Origin of the sequence: Lentisalinibacter salinarum, from assembly GCF_040706555.1 — a bacterium.
GTDB lineage: Bacteria > Pseudomonadota > Gammaproteobacteria > Steroidobacterales > Woeseiaceae > Lentisalinibacter > Lentisalinibacter salinarum.
In genome coordinates, this window is sequence record NZ_JAPDRH010000002.1 from 571,413 (window position 1) to 585,437 (window position 14,025).

Annotated in this window: 11 protein-coding genes and 1 pseudogene; 4 read left to right on the top strand and 8 right to left on the bottom strand. The window is 66.9% G+C overall.

The window, feature by feature from the left end; genetic code table 11:
• Positions 1–112: 112 nt before the first annotated feature.
• The 3 genes from ACJMKZ_RS05635 to ACJMKZ_RS05645 are packed head-to-tail and all read right to left on the bottom strand — an operon-like array spanning position 113 to position 4,705.
• Complete coding sequence (locus tag ACJMKZ_RS05635; RefSeq protein WP_405232212.1) at positions 113–1,555, bottom strand: energy transducer TonB; 1,443 nt, start codon at positions 1,553–1,555, stop codon at positions 113–115.
• A complete protein-coding gene (locus ACJMKZ_RS05640; RefSeq protein ID WP_405232213.1) occupies positions 1,556–2,863 on the bottom strand; it encodes a response regulator in 1,308 nt (435 codons plus the stop codon).
• A 15-nt stretch (positions 2,864–2,878) separates the two neighbouring features.
• Entirely contained in the window at positions 2,879–4,705 is a 1,827-nt protein-coding gene (locus tag ACJMKZ_RS05645) for a sensor histidine kinase (protein WP_405232214.1), read from the bottom strand.
• 184 nt (positions 4,706–4,889) lie between these two features.
• Here ACJMKZ_RS05645 and ACJMKZ_RS05650 point away from each other — a divergent pair, with 184 nt between their 5' ends.
• Positions 4,890–5,747, top strand: a complete 858-nt coding sequence (locus ACJMKZ_RS05650) for an NAD-dependent protein deacetylase (RefSeq protein ID WP_405232215.1) — start codon at positions 4,890–4,892, stop codon at positions 5,745–5,747.
• Here ACJMKZ_RS05650 and ACJMKZ_RS05655 read toward each other — a convergent pair.
• Both ACJMKZ_RS05655 and ACJMKZ_RS05660 read right to left on the bottom strand, forming a co-directional pair.
• Positions 5,630–6,058 carry a hypothetical protein gene (locus ACJMKZ_RS05655; protein WP_405232216.1) on the bottom strand — a complete coding sequence of 143 codons (429 nt, stop codon included), beginning with the start codon at positions 6,056–6,058 and terminating at the stop codon, positions 5,630–5,632. The two genes, ACJMKZ_RS05650 and ACJMKZ_RS05655, sit on opposite strands and share 118 nt — an antisense overlap.
• Positions 6,058–6,360 carry an ArsR/SmtB family transcription factor gene (locus ACJMKZ_RS05660; RefSeq protein ID WP_405232217.1) on the bottom strand — a complete coding sequence of 101 codons (303 nt, stop codon included), beginning with the start codon at positions 6,358–6,360 and terminating at the stop codon, positions 6,058–6,060. The genes ACJMKZ_RS05655 and ACJMKZ_RS05660 overlap by 1 nt, the downstream gene beginning before the upstream one ends.
• A gap of 176 nt (positions 6,361–6,536) precedes the next feature.
• Between ACJMKZ_RS05660 and ACJMKZ_RS05665 the strand changes: the two genes are divergently transcribed.
• From ACJMKZ_RS05665 to ACJMKZ_RS05675, 3 genes and pseudogenes are all read left to right on the top strand, one after another.
• A complete protein-coding gene (locus ACJMKZ_RS05665; RefSeq protein ID WP_405232218.1) occupies positions 6,537–6,875 on the top strand; it encodes an ArsR/SmtB family transcription factor in 339 nt (112 codons plus the stop codon).
• A 17-nt stretch (positions 6,876–6,892) separates the two neighbouring features.
• On the top strand, positions 6,893–7,945 hold the full coding sequence (gene arsB, locus ACJMKZ_RS05670) for an ACR3 family arsenite efflux transporter (RefSeq protein WP_405233143.1): 1,053 nt from the start codon (positions 6,893–6,895) through the stop codon (positions 7,943–7,945).
• A 50-nt stretch (positions 7,946–7,995) separates the two neighbouring features.
• A pseudogene (locus ACJMKZ_RS05675) lies at positions 7,996–8,358 on the top strand (arsenate reductase ArsC); the annotation flags it as partial.
• Between the two features lie 74 nt (positions 8,359–8,432).
• Here ACJMKZ_RS05675 and ACJMKZ_RS05680 read toward each other — a convergent pair.
• The 3 genes from ACJMKZ_RS05680 to ACJMKZ_RS05690 all read right to left on the bottom strand — a co-directional run bounded on the left by ACJMKZ_RS05680 (position 8,433) and on the right by ACJMKZ_RS05690 (position 13,960).
• Positions 8,433–11,198 carry a TonB-dependent receptor domain-containing protein gene (locus ACJMKZ_RS05680; protein ID WP_405232219.1) on the bottom strand — a complete coding sequence of 922 codons (2,766 nt, stop codon included), beginning with the start codon at positions 11,196–11,198 and terminating at the stop codon, positions 8,433–8,435.
• Between the two features lie 122 nt (positions 11,199–11,320).
• The gene (locus tag ACJMKZ_RS05685) at positions 11,321–12,994 is read right to left on the bottom strand and encodes a serine/threonine protein kinase (protein ID WP_405232220.1); all 1,674 of its coding nucleotides are present in this window, start codon (positions 12,992–12,994) and stop codon (positions 11,321–11,323) included.
• A gap of 270 nt (positions 12,995–13,264) precedes the next feature.
• On the bottom strand, positions 13,265–13,960 hold the full coding sequence (locus tag ACJMKZ_RS05690; RefSeq protein WP_405232221.1) for a winged helix-turn-helix domain-containing protein: 696 nt from the start codon (positions 13,958–13,960) through the stop codon (positions 13,265–13,267).
• Positions 13,961–14,025 lie beyond the last annotated feature (65 nt).

Consider the following 14,025-nt stretch of genomic DNA (forward strand, 5'->3'; position numbering starts at 1 on the left):
CCAAGAGGGATGCCAATGATAACGCAGGCGTCATCGCCGGACGCGCGCACACAGCGTATTCGGGATGCCCCGCCGTCCGGATGCGGCGGCCGGGGGATCGTCGGGGCAGGCGCTAGTCCTGCAGCTGGAAGTTGATGCGGGTGGAAACCCGCTGGTCGATGGGCCGGCCGCGATAGACGCGGGGCCGGAAACGCCACTGCTCGACCGCGCGCAGACTGGCACGCTCGAACACTCGCTCGGGCTGCGCCTCGATCACCTCCGGGTCGGCCGTGCTGCCGTCCGCGAGCACGGTGAACTCCACGTCCACCCAGCCCTCCTGCTCACGGCGGATCGCCGCACGCGGATAGACCGGCGGGACGATATCCGTGGCCAGCATCTCGTTGCCCGGGATCACCCGGCCGGACTCGCGCCGGATGAAGGCGCGATCCACCTCGTCCTGGAGCGCGGCGACCGTGGGCGCAGCCTCCGCCACGGTCTCGAGTTTCAGCAGCAATGCTTCGGCGTCCTTCAGCGCGCCCCCATCGAGACGATCACGGATGGCCACGGAGACGGCGCTCACCAGACGGTCACGGAAGCCGGCGACGCCGGGATCGTCCGCCATCGTGTCTTCGGCCTCCGCGAGCCATGCGAGGGCGTTGTCTTCCGGCGGCGCCATCAGGCGGCCGGCCGCGAGGCTTTCACGGCCCCGCGCCAGCGCATCCGGCTCTCCGGCGGAGGTATCCGCAGACGCTCCGGCCGTGTCGGCAGAGCTGGCGGCAGCCGTCGCCTCGGCCTTCTCCGCGGCCGCCGCTGCGGCAGCCGCCGCGGCGGCTTTCTCCCGCGCGCGCCGTTCGGCGGCCTGGCGGCGGCGCTCGGCCTCGCGGGCGGCGGCAGCGCGTTCGGCCCGGATGGCGCCGATCTGCTCCCGCGCCGTCTCGACCAGCGCATCGTCCACCTGGGGCAGCGCTTCGGCGGCCGCGAGGCGATTTGCCGCCGTACCGTCGTCGCCGTCACGGGCCGCCTGCACAGCGTCCATGACCAGCCGCTGCTGCCGTGCGATCAGGGTCTCCTGCACTTCGACGATGACGGCATGACCCGGGGTGACGCTCGCCAGTTTACTGGCCAGTCGAGCCGCCTCGGAAAACTCGCCGGCTTCCATGAGAGCACGCACGCGGCCGGCCACATCGTCGGCCACTTCGGTCAGTTCGCCGGCGGCCTCGGCATGCTCGGGCTCCGCATCCAGCACCAGAGAGTAGAAATAGAGTGCGTTCTGTCCCGCCGGCTCCACCAGCATGCCGGCACTCGCCGCCATCCGTGCCTTGCCGAGATTGACGTCGGTGGCCTCGCCCGCTGCGGCACTGACGGAAAGGCCGGCTGCCGCGCTCTCGGTCGACGAAGACGCCACCGGTAACGGCGCCTCGAACAGCTGCTCCTCGGCAGCCCCGAACCGATCGGCGAGGAACCACGCGGCCGCCAGGCCGGCGACGACGAAACCCGCCACCACCAGCAGGATATCCGCGGTACGGCGCTGGCCGCCCGCGCCGGAATCCCCGCGCCGTGTCACTGCATCATTCATTCAGCTACGCACCCACAGTCTGCGCATCCCACGGATGCGGCTCACGAATTGCGCCAGCACCGCCGCGCCGTGGCGTGGCGGCCGGTCGGGCACGACGGAGTGGCGTTGCACGAGCTCCGGATTCTCCAGCAGCTGGATGTGGCGCAATACCGCGGCGTTCACGTTCTGCACCAGCCGCGCCTCGTCCATCGGCTTCGACATGTAGCGGAACACCTGCCCGTGGTTGATCAGCGAGATCATCTCGGCCGCATCACGCTCGTCGCTGACGACGATCGTGATGAGTTCCGGCAGATAACGCTTCAGCGTCGACAGCATGTTGCGCAGCATCGCCCCGTCGGTGCAGAAGTCGGTCACCAGGACACCGGCGCCGGCATCGGCGAGCAATTCCGTGACCTGCACCAGCGTGGATGCGCGGGTGACCCGGTAGCGCTCGCCGAGCGTGCGCTCGACGTGCCCCGCGAAAGAGGCATCGCTGGTGAACAGCGCCACGCCCACGTTGTCCATGTCTTCGCAGGCGCCGCTCCGCCGCGAACCCTCAGCTTCGTCGCCGCCGATCACGATGGTGTCGACGAACTCCGTGCCGGAGTCGCCCGACAGGACGATCTCGACCGACTCTTCCTCCGCCCGCTCGCCCGCCGTCACGCCGCCGCTCGTCTCCTGACGCCGCGGTTTTTCTCTCTCGAGCTCCAGGGCCAGGTTCGGGACCGTCGCCGCATGATCCTCCGCGGACGCCGTGGCGTGCGCCGGCGCTTCGGCTGCCGTCGGCACCGGCTCCGGCCGCCGTATCGGTCCGGAATCGGGCTCGGGAACGGGCTCGGGCTCGGACGCCGGTTCGGGCTGCGGCGTCGCGGGGGCCGCCTCCAGCACGGTGGCCGCACGCGCGGCTGCCCCCGACTGGCGCGCGGCCTGCACCGCCTCCGCCAGGGTTTCGCGCAGCTCCTGCGGCGGGCAAGGCTTCGACAGGAAACGGAACACCTCGCCGATGTTGATGGAGCCCTCGATGGCGTCCAGGTCCGCGTAGCCCGTCAGCAGGATGCGCACGGCGGAGGGCGCGCAGCGACGCACCTCTCCCAGCACCTCCACACCGGAGAGACCGGGCATGCGCTGGTCGGCGATGATCACGTCCACGCTTTCCTGTTCGGCGATGCGGATCGCCTCGGCTCCGTCGGTCGTGAGATACAGTTCGTAGTCCCGGCGGAAAAGCGCCCGCATGGAGTTGAGCACGCGCTTCTCGTCGTCGACGAACAGGATTTTCGGCTTGCTGCCGGGCTCGTCGTCGGGTGCGCTGATGCGTGCGGTCTGGGCCATCCGTTGCCGACCTCCTTACATCGCCGCGGCGCGTGGCGGCGCCGTGGCCTGGTCCGTCGATTCGTTCGCCGCGGCATCGCCCATCGCCGCCACCGGCAGCTTCACCGTGAATATGGAGCCCCGTCCGGGCTCGGACTCGATCACCAGCTCTCCCATGTGGGCCGTGATGATCTTGTCCACGATGGACAGGCCGAGGCCGGTGCCCTGGCCCACTTCCTTCGTGGTGAAGAACGGGTCGCGGATCTTCGCCAGGACGTCCTCCGGTATGCCGCTGCCCGTATCGGCGATGCTGACCAGGACGTGTCCGTCCTCCCGGCGGGTCGAGAGCGTGATCGTCCCCTCCCCCTCGATGGCGTCGGCTGCGTTCTTGATCAGGTTCAGAAACACCTGGTTGATCTGGGACGGCGCGCATCGCACCGTCGGTACCTCGCCGTAGTCCTTCTCCACGGTGACCTTGTGCTTGAGCACGTTCTTCGCGATCAACAGTGACTTGTCGAGACCCTCGTTGACGTCGAACTCGCCGACCGTCGCGCGGTCCAGGCGGCTGAAGTCCTTGAGGCTCTGCGCCATCTCGGCGAGCTGCTCCAGGCCCTCGATGCTGTCGCCGACGAGATCCACCGACTCCTCAAGGTCGTCGCGGAGGCCCTCCTGGTTGAGCTGACGATCCATGGCGCGCAGGCTGGCGACGAAGGCCTCGCGGTCCTGGCGGCCGTTGCGCAGCTGCTCCAGCAGCCTGCCCGCCTCCGCCGCGAACTGGTCGAAGTGCTCCAGCCGCTCCTTCAGCAGGGTGGCGTTGCTGAGCAGGTACCACAACGGCGTGTTGATCTCGTGGCTGATGCCCGCCACCAGCTCGCCCAGCGAGGACATCTTCTCCGCATGCACCAGCTGGGCCTGGGACTCCTTCAGCTCCTCGTAAGCCTTCGTCAGCTGCTCGGTGCGCGCCTCCACCCGCTCCTCGAGGGAGGCATTCAGCACCTCCAGCTCCGCGTTGGCACTGTTCAGCACGCGATAGCTCTGGTGCAGGCGCCAGCCGACGAACGCGATGCTCGCCAGCAGCAGCAGGCTCAGCACGGCCAGCATCAGCCGGGCGCGGTCTGCCCTGCCGACCACCGCGCGGTTGTGGGCGCGCAGCGCGGCGAAGAGTGCCTGGGCACGGTCGCCCGCCTCCGTCTCGCCGAGCGCAGCGAGCGCGGCACCGGCCGGGTCGCGCACCTGCGTGAGCGTGCGCGCCGCCTCACCGAGGCGGTCGAGCTTGCCGGGCACCCGGTCCATGACGGCCGGGTCCGACTCCAGTTCCGCAATACGTCTCCGGATCGTCTCCGCCGTTGTCTCGCTGCCGCCGCCGGCGAAGTCCAGCGCGGCGACCGCCAGGGCGAAGACCTCCTGTGACAACTCCTCCAGTCCGAAGCTGCGCAGGTCGCGCACCAGCTGCGGGGATTCGCCGCGGATCATCGCGGCCGATTCGGCCAGCCGCGTCTGACTGTCGAGGAAACGTCGAGCCGCCGCCAGCGACTCATCGAGTGCCGACGTATACTCCGACAACGTCGCCGCGATCGCCGCATCCTCTGCCGCAGGCACCGTGGCCGACAGCTCGTCGCGACGGGCCGCAAGCCGCTCGACCAGGCCGGCCGTGGCCGCCGGCACGGGGCGCCCCTCGCGGAAGGCCGCCTGCAGCCCTTCCTCGAGGGCCGTGAGTTCGTTCTGGCTCTGGCGCAGCAGGTTTACGCTGTTGCCGTAAGTCACATAGTATTCGGAGTCGACTGCGCGGGACTGGACGACCAGAATCGCGAGCATCCCCACCAGAGCGAGCGCGGCGACGGCGGCAAGAGCGTTTCTGAGCATCGCAGGGGCTCCCCTTACATAATGCGCGCAAGACTATCCCGGCAGCCGGACGGACGCCGTGATGCCTATCACAGCGTGGCCATTGCGGCGACGGCGGTCCGCGCGACGGCCCGCCCGGACCGGCAGCGCAACCGGCCGGGAACGGTCCATGGTAGGTAGCGCACGGAGACGCGGAAAACCGACAATGTCTCGTTTCAGGCAAGAAACCCCGGAGAAGGGGCCGCGGGAGGGCTCCGGCACCGAGGCGCTGGCCCGGTTCCTGGAGCGCCATACCCGGCTGTTCGTCCTGACCGGCGCCGGCTGCAGCACCGCCTCGGGCATCCCCGACTATCGCGACCCGGCCGGCGAATGGAAGCATGCCCGGCCGGTGCAGTACGCGGACTTCATGGCGCGGCATTCGGTCCGCCAGCGCTACTGGGCCCGCAGCATGGTGGGCTGGCCGCGCATGGCGGCGGCGCAGCCGAACGCGGCGCACCACGCCCTGACGGCGCTGCAGGGACGGGGACGGATCGAGCGCCTCGTCACGCAGAACGTGGACGGACTGCACCAGAAGGCCGGCACGCAGGACGTGATCGATCTGCACGGGCGCATCGACACGGTGGTCTGCATGGCATGCCGGGCCGAACTGTCACGCACGGACTGGCAGGCCGAAGTGGCTGCCCTGAATCCGGACTGGGAGCAGCGCATCGGCGTCGCCTCGGACCGCCCCGACGGGGACGTGGATATCGCGGACGCCGACTATGCCGGCTTCGTCGTGCCGCCCTGCCCGCGCTGTGGCGGCGTGGTCAAACCGCATGTCGTCTTCTTCGGCGAGGCCGTGCCGCCCGGCCGGGTCGCCGACGCCCGCGCCGCGCTCGGCCGCGCGGATGCGCTGCTCGTCGTGGGCTCGTCGCTCATGGTCTTCTCGGGCTTCCGCTTCGCCCGCTACGCCGCGGAGGCGGGCAAGGCCGTGGCCATCGTCAACCGGGGGCGTACGCGGGCCGATGAGCTGGCTGCGCTGAGAGTCGACGGGGACTGTGGCGAGGTACTCTCCGCCGTGTAGGCCAGCGGCTTGGGTGCCTGCGGCCCCAGATAACGCATGACCGAGGCCTGCGAGACGAAAGCCGCGATGGCGCCGGCGATCCAGAAGGCCGGCAGCAGGCAGAGCACCACATGCTCGCGGGCATACCATTTCGTGAGCTCCAGGGCTTCGGTGACGCTCGCATCGAAGCGCGGACGGCCGACCGGCAGGAAATAGAAAGCGGCAAACGCGAGGAGCAGGAGCGCGGCGATACGGAATTCGCGTCGCGTCTCGTTCACTGCAATGCCGTTGGCCATATTTCGTTGAACCGCGAAATAGTCGAGCAAAAACATCAGCCACAGCAGCCCGGATCCCGCATCAGTTCGGGATACTCGCCGGGGCTGTCCAGGCAGCCGATGAATCGGGCGACGCAGGGCAGCGTCAGGCGGTAGAACACCTGCAGGCCGCGCTTCTCGGCGGCCACCACCCCGGCTTCCCGCAACACCGAGAGGTGGCGCGACACCGTGGACCAGCCGAGTCCGGCCGCCTCCACCAGGTCACACACGCACTTCTCGCCCTCCGCGACTTCACGGACGACGGTGACCCGGGCGGGGTGGCCCAACGCCTTGAAGACCTCGGCGGGGCTCGCGGGCATGGGTACGGGTTTCGGTGCGGCGGTCCGGGACATGGGCGCTGGTATTTCGCATTACCGCGAAATGAGAAATCAGAGCTTTCCGCAGGCGATTCCGTAGATTCCGGCAGCTGCGGATCATTGACCCGGGACTTTTCCCGGAGCATTATATCGCCGATCGACGATAAAGGATTAAGATCGTGTCTGCCCTACCCCGTCCGGCTCCCTCAGCGAATCTTCCACCGACCGAGGAGGCCGTCGCGGCCCTCGCCAAGGGTCTCGCCCACCCGGCACGGGTGCGTATCGTGCAGTTGCTGCTCGAACGGGACGACTGCATCGGCGGCGACATCGTGAACGAGATCGGACTCGCGCAATCCACGGTCTCCGAGCACCTGCGCATCCTGAAGGCCGCCGGCATCGTGATCGGCGAGATCGAGCGCCCGCGTATCTGCTACTCGCTCGATCCCGGGGCGCTCGCGCCCCTCGCCGCGCTAATCGAGAGCATCCGCTCGAAACCCTGCCCCGAACGGTGTGACTGATGAACGACAAAGTCGTCCTGAGCAAGCGTCTGTCCTTCCTCGACCGCTACCTGACTCTCTGGATCTTCGCCGCCATGGCGCTGGGCGTCATCCTCGGCTCGATCTTCGAGGGTCTGCCCGGCTGGCTCGACGGCCTGTCGGTGGGCACCACCAACGTGCCGATCGCCATCGGCCTCATCCTGATGATGTATCCGCCGCTCGCCCGGGTGCGCTACGAGAAGCTGCCGCTGGTGTTCAGGGACACCCGCGTGCTCAGCCTGTCGCTGATACAGAACTGGGTGATCGGTCCATTGCTCATGTTCGCGCTCGCCGTGATCTTCCTGCGCGACTATCCGGAATACATGACCGGGCTGATCCTGATCGGGCTCGCCCGCTGCATCGCCATGGTGCTCGTGTGGAACCAGCTGGCCGGGGGCAGCAACCAGTACGTGGCCGCCCTGGTCGCGTTCAACTCGGTGTTCCAGATCCTGTTCTTCAGCGTCTACGCCTGGTTCTTCCTGACCGTGCTGCCGCCCCTGTTCGGCCTCGCGGGCAGCGTGATCGATGTGGGCTTCGGCACCATCGCCGAGGCGGTGCTGATCTATCTCGGCATCCCCTTCGCCGCTGGCTTCCTGACGCGCTTCGTGCTGATCCGGCGCCGGGGCGAGGAATGGTACGAGCGGCACTTCCTGCCGAAGATCTCGCCGGTCACGCTTATCGCCCTGCTGTTCACCATCGTTGCCATGTTCTCGCTGAAGGGCGACAAGGTGCTGGAGCTGCCGCTGGATGTGTTGCGCATCGCCGTACCGCTGACGCTTTATTTCCTGATCATGTTCATCGTCAGCTTCTGGATGGGGAAAGTGATCGACGCGGATTATCCGCGCACGACGGCCATCGCCTTCACGGCGGCGAGCAACAACTTCGAACTGGCCATCGCGGTAGCGATCGCCGCGTTCGGTCTCGCATCTCCGGTGGCCTTCGCTACGGTCATCGGACCGCTCGTCGAGGTGCCCGTGCTGATCTCGCTGGTCACGGTCGCCTTGTGGCTGAAGAAGCGCTGGTTCGGCGAGACGGCTGACACGGCCGCCTGAGCGCATTCCATCGTCCATCGCCTGCCTGCCGGAATCCGAGGGAGCACTCCATGACAGACAAGGTCTATAACCTGCTGTTCCTGTGCACCGGCAATTCGGCGCGCAGCATCATCGCCGAGTGTCTTATCGGACGCCTCGGTCGGGGTCCCTTCCGAGGCTTCAGCGCCGGGTCGAAGCCGAAGGGGGAGGTGCATCCGCCGGCGCTGGAGATTCTGCGTCGCAACAACTTCGTCACCGATGGGCTCAGGAGCAAGGACTGGTCCGAATTCTCCGACCCGGATGCACCAAAGATGGACTTCGTGTTCACGGTCTGCGACAACGCCGCCGCCGAGGAATGTCCGATATGGCCGGCACAGCCGATGACCGCGCACTGGGGCATGCCAGGCCCCGCGGCAGTGGAAGGCGACGAGATCGGAGACGGCAGCAGAAAGTAGAAAGGCCGCCCGGGGGCGGCCTCTCGGTCGGGGAACTCGTCGCCCGAAGATCTTCAGAGGCGGTACTGGAAACTGATCGCAAAGGTCGAGCCCGGGTCTTCCTCGAAGGTCACCACGCCCTCGCGCTCGATCTCGATCTTCTCCTGCAGGATGTTCTGCACCTTGGCCTTCACCGTGATGGTGTCGGTGGGATACCAGGAGTAGACGAAGTCCAGCGAGTGGAACGGCTGCTCGTAGCCGTCCGGCGCGCCGTTGCGGCCGGCGACGTAGAGCCGCTCACCGAAGACGTTGTAGCCGAGCGACGCCGTGTGCTGGCCGTTGGGCGAGTCGTAGCCCAGGGACAGATTGGCGACATACTCGGAGGCACCGGTCAGAGGCCGCACATCGTTGGTGGGCGCATCGGCGTCGGGGCCGGCGACGAGCTCGGAGTCCTGCAGCGTGACGTTGCCCTGAACGAAGAACGAGGACATGAAGTCGCCGAGGAAGCCGAGTTCCTTCAGACCCTCGAACTCGACGCCGTATACCTCTGCCGACTCGGCGTTGACGATCTCGCGGGCGACCGTCGTATCACTGGCCGCCGACTCGAAGAACTCGATCGGATTGGTGATGTCCTTGTAGAACAGCGTGACGGTTATGTTGTCGCCGCCGCCGAAGAACCACTCGCCGCGGACGTCGTAGTTGGTGACGTCGGCGGGGGTCACGCCCGGGTTGCCGTCCACCAGGTCGCCGGTACGCGGATCCACGTAGCTGGCATCGGTGATCTCGCGGAGATCCGGCCGCACCGAAGTCTCGCTGAAACCGAAGCGCAGCTGGAAGGTCTCCGCCCACCAGGAGCCCATGTAGGTGACCGCCACCGACGGGAATATCTCGTCCTTCTGGAACGCCGCGTCGCGCAGCCGGTCAGGGTCCGTCGTGACCTGCGGGTTGTCGATGGAATAGCTGAGCGGGTTCCAGTCCACGGCCACCTGCTTGTAGTCCTCCCAGCGCAGACCGCCGGCGAAGCGCCAGGTATCGTTCCAGGTCCAGTCCAGCTTGCCGTAGAACGCCTCGGTCATCGTCGCGGCGATATAGCTCTGGTTGTTCGTACCCTGGATGGCGAAGACGAAGTCGTTCGCGGGATCGAGCAGATTATCGTTCGAGAAGATACCGCCCAGGTCTTCGGGGCCGCCCTGGAGCACATCGAAGTCGCCGAGGCCGCTTCCGGGGCCGACGCTGAACTGGCGCTGATCGTAGGTACGCGCCTTCTGGTCGTGCTCGTAGCCTACACCGACATCGACATAGGAATTGCCGAAGGCGAGCGGATAGGTGAGGCCCCAGCCGTAGTTCTCGACCCGGTCGTCCAGGTCCGTAAAGCGATAGTCCGCCGCCCGGTTATCGAGTGCCACCGCCGAAGACAGCACCTCGCCGGTGTCCGGGTCGGTGACCGTCTGCAGGTCGATGTCCACCTGGTTCGGGATGTCGGTGCGGGCACGGGAATCCGACCAGAACCAGGAAAACTCCGCCTCGGTCGGCACCCAGCCGACGAAGCTGACCAGACCCTCGGGCAGGATGTCACGAGTTTCGTCGCCGATGCGGTGGGTGCCGCGCAGCTGGTTCACCGCCATGTTCCGCTCCTCGAACTGGTAGCGGACGTTCTGGAAGCCGAGGCCGTCGGACTTCTCCCGGTTCTCGTTGAAGAAGTTACGGATGGCGGTCTCGTCGTCCGTGTTCCTGAGATACAGGGTCGTGGCGGAGAGCTCGTGATCGCCGGTGAAGCGCAGGCCGAGGTTGAGGTTGCCCGTAATGCTGACGTTGCGAGTGGTCTCGTTCTCTATGTCGGTGCGCTCCTCCGGGAACTGGAAGTTGCGGGAGATGGCCTCGGACTCGCGCCACTGGGTCTCATAGGCAGCGCCTGCCAGGAAACCAAACTCCCAGAGTTCGCCAAGGACTACGTTGCTGCCGATACTGCCGCGGACATCGATGTCCGGATGCGGATCCTTGCGCTCGAGACCGACCTCACGATTGAGCAGCGTAGCGAGTTCCCGGTTGATGCTCTCCGCCTGCTGGAACGCTTCGGCCGCTGACAGGCTCGGGTCTTCCGCCCGCAGGGTGCTGGCGATACCCTGGACGTCGACGTTACCGGCGAAACGGGCGATTTGCTGCGACACCTCCGCAGGCAGGCTGCGGGCGCCGCTGTCGGTGCCGAAGTCGTCATCAGTGGAACCCGGATAGCTCAGCACGTCGCCGCTGACCTCGCTGTTGGTCCCGGTGCCCACCTCGAACTCGACCGTGAAGGCGTCCGGAACCGTCTTGGTGCGGATGTCCACCGCGCCGCCGCCGAAGTCCGCCGGCAGATCCGGCGACCAGGCCTTCTGCACCCGGATCGACTCGACGATGGACGTCGGGAAGATGTCCAGCGGGATGACGTTGCGGGTCAGGTCCGGCGACGGGATCTGACTGCCGTTCAGCGACGTTGACGAATAGCGCTCGCCCAGCCCGCGCACGTAGATGAACTTGTCGTTCACCAGCGTGAGACCCGGGACGCGGCGCAGCGCTGCGGCCACCGTGGAATCGCCGAGACGGCTCATGGCTTCGGCGCCGAGCAGGTCGACCACCACCGAGTCGTCCATACGTTCGTTGATCAGCTCTTCGGCCGTGCTGAGCGAGCGGCCGACGGTCACGATCTCGTCGATGACTTCGTTGTCGGGAGCGTCGAGTTGCGGGCGCTGCACGCCTTCCTGGCCTTCCGCATCCTGCGCAAACACCTGCCCCTGGGGGCCGGCCAAGATGAGCGAGACGGCGAGCGCCAGCGGTGTCCTGGCAATTGCGGATTTGTTCATGACTGTGCCTGTTCTCTGGTTTCCTGCGAATCGGCAGCCCGGAGGCTGCCGGAACCCGGAAGGGCGCCACCTCCGGTCAGGAAGTGGCGCCCCGGGTCCGACTCAAGCGGCGGAAGCGCCCGTCACTCGAACCACAGCGGCTGGGCGCGGTTGTCCGGATGGATGCCGTAGGTCCAGCCCTGGGTCCAGTCCGGGATACCCAGGGAAACCGCGCCGACGAAATCGCCGCTCTGCGGGGCGCCGGCCGGCACCGCGCCGTCGACGGACATCGTGGCATAGGGGATCGAGAAGACCGGGATGCCGTTGGTGTCGCGCTCGAGCAGCTGCAGGTCCGGGTCGGCCGCCGCGGTGGCGTCCGTCGCGCCCGTGATCGTAGCGGAGACACCGCCCTCGGCCGCGAAGAAGCTCTCCTCGGTGGTGGTGCCATCCGGGAAGGTCTGGCCGCGGAAAGGCTCCTGGAAGGCCAGGATGACCGAATTGAAGTTGAGGAAGCCGTCCAGAGCCGCCTGCTGGGAGCGGTTATCGATGCGGATGCCGTAGTTGTCGTTGCTGCTGGTGGCGTCCGCCTCGACGAAGGAGCCGATCAGGAGGGCATCGTTGATGTCGGCGTAGATACCCTCGCGCAGACGCCAGCCGGCACCCGGGTCGTGGGTCGCAGTGGCCGCGCCGTTCGGCGAGACGATGCAGGTGAGGTTATTGATGGTCATGCGGGTATTGATGCCCTGCGTGATGATCTCCTCGACTCTCGTCGAATCCAGGTCGCTGAAGGAACCGATGCCGTCTGCCTCGATGCAATGGTTGCCGTCGGTCTCGGACTGGATGACCAGCGCATTCGTGATCGAACCCTGCCAGCCCTCGTCGACGTCGATCGAGTCGTCACGGACGTACAGGGCCACGAAGTTCTCGAAGTTGACGGCGCCGCCGAACATCTCTATGCCATCGTCGAAGGTCGAGTAGACCTGCAGGTTGCGGACGATGGTGTTGCGGCCGACACCGCCGAAGGTGATGCCGTTCAACTCGTCGCCGTTCCCGACGGTGGCGCCGGTGTGCTTGACCACCACGTATTCCAGACGGCCCGAGCTGTCATCGTTGTTGTCGCCGCCGTACTGCGACTCGTCGAGGCCCGCGGCACCCTCCGCGTCGACGTGGCAGTCGGTGGTGGCAAGATCGCCGCCCGCGACCGTGCCCGTGTAGACACACTTGTTGGTAACGCCGAAGCCGTTGACGACCATGCCGCCCCACTGCTGCACGTCCTCGGGGCCGACCGTGCCGAGCACGTCGGACTCGGAAGTAAACGTGATCGGGGCATTCTCCTGACCCACGGCGAGTATGCGCGAACCGCGGTTGATGATCAGGAAGTTGGCGCTCGTCCGCCAGGCAAGGGTTGCACCCGCCTCGATGGTGAGCTCGGGCCCGTCGCCGCCCTCGGTGATGCCGGAGGCCGCCAGGTCGGCATCGTTGTCGAAGGTCTGGCCGATGAACAGGCTGCCTTCGAAGATATGCGCGCCGCCGTTCGGCAGCGCCGGGATGTTCAGGTCCACCAGCACGTTGTTGCCGGCGTCGGCGAACGAGGGCGAATAGGTGCAGTTGGTGCCGTCGTAGGTGCCCTGCAGCGTCTGACCGCCCGTGTTCTGGTAGGAAGCACAGGGATTCGTATCCGTGCCGCCACCCGGGTTGGACACGCTGTTGTCGACGCTGTTGTCGACGGTCTGCGGCGAGATGTTGATGTCTCCGCTGTCGCAGCCGGCAAGCGCGACGCCGGCGAGGACGGTGGCAAACAGGACTTTACGATTCATCAGTTTTCTCCAGGCGTAAGGTTCGTTCGTGCGCTTCACTGCGCGTCGTGAAATTCCGATGTGAGTCCGGGCCGGCTACGGCGCCGCTGTCTACTCTGCGTTGTTGTTCTCATCGGCGAAGCGGCGGACCGGGCCGCCGAGGGCCTGCAATCTACGCCCGGAATGCTCACGTTTTGTGACAGCTCCATTACGGATTGATGACGACTCCCGAGGCCTGATCGAGTACCGGCTCGTAATGTCTTGATCGGACAACACGAAGTCGTTCCCCCGTCAGCTCTCGTGCAAGGAGAACCGGTAACCGCTGCCGCGCACGGTCTGGATGTAGTGAGCAATGCCGTAGGGTTCCAGGATCTTGCGCAGCCGGCGGATGTGGACGTCCACCGTGCGCGCGCCCACCCTGGTATCGCGGTCCCAGACATAGATCAGCAGCTGACTGCGGCTGTACACGCGGTCCTGGTTCGAGATCAGGAAGCTCATCAGCCGATACTCCCGCGGAGCGAGCGCGGCGGGCTTGCCGGCGACGGTGACACGGTGGCTCGACTGGTCCACCAGGATCTCGCCGGCGCTGAGGACGTTGCTCGCGCCCGCGCTGGCCGGTCTGCGCAGGCAGGCGCCGATGCGCGCCATGATCTCCTCGATGACGTAGGGTTTGCCGACGAAGTCGTCGGCGCCGGTCTCGAAGGCCCGGACCACATCCCGGGAGGCCGGCGCACGGGAAGTCATGAGGACGCGCAGAGGCCGCAGCCGGTCGTTGCGGCGCACGTCCTGCAGTATCTCGACGCCGTGGACGTCGGGCAGCAGCGACTCGAGCACCATGAGGTCGGGCAGGCGGTCGCGCACCTCGCGCACGGCCTGCCCGGCCGTCTCGGCCTCGCTGACCCTGTGTCCTAGTTCGCGCAGGTGCCGCGCGAGTTCAGCGCGGCATGCGGCGTCGTTGTCGACCAGTAATATGGAAGCGGGGTCCATGGCAGCGCCGTCTTTGTTGCTTTTTTCCCGGCACCAAGGAGATCACCCCGTTCTTAAAGTGACGT

What these genes read in the sequence shown, in the direction of transcription:
- ACJMKZ_RS05650 (WP_405232215.1), top strand. Translation starts at nt 4,890, where the DNA reads ATGTCTCGTTTCAGGCAAGAAACCCCGGAGAAGGGGCCGCGGGAGGGC.
- ACJMKZ_RS05690 (WP_405232221.1), bottom strand. Translation starts at nt 13,960, where the DNA reads ATGGACCCCGCTTCCATATTACTGGTCGACAACGACGCCGCATGCCGC.
- ACJMKZ_RS05685 (WP_405232220.1), bottom strand. Translation starts at nt 12,994, where the DNA reads ATGAATCGTAAAGTCCTGTTTGCCACCGTCCTCGCCGGCGTCGCGCTT.
- ACJMKZ_RS05660 (WP_405232217.1), bottom strand. Translation starts at nt 6,360, where the DNA reads ATGCCCGCGAGCCCCGCCGAGGTCTTCAAGGCGTTGGGCCACCCCGCC.
- ACJMKZ_RS05635 (WP_405232212.1), bottom strand. Translation starts at nt 1,555, where the DNA reads ATGAATGATGCAGTGACACGGCGCGGGGATTCCGGCGCGGGCGGCCAG.
- ACJMKZ_RS05680 (WP_405232219.1), bottom strand. Translation starts at nt 11,198, where the DNA reads ATGAACAAATCCGCAATTGCCAGGACACCGCTGGCGCTCGCCGTCTCG.
- ACJMKZ_RS05655 (WP_405232216.1), bottom strand. Translation starts at nt 6,058, where the DNA reads ATGTTTTTGCTCGACTATTTCGCGGTTCAACGAAATATGGCCAACGGC.
- ACJMKZ_RS05645 (WP_405232214.1), bottom strand. Translation starts at nt 4,705, where the DNA reads ATGCTCAGAAACGCTCTTGCCGCCGTCGCCGCGCTCGCTCTGGTGGGG.
- ACJMKZ_RS05640 (WP_405232213.1), bottom strand. Translation starts at nt 2,863, where the DNA reads ATGGCCCAGACCGCACGCATCAGCGCACCCGACGACGAGCCCGGCAGC.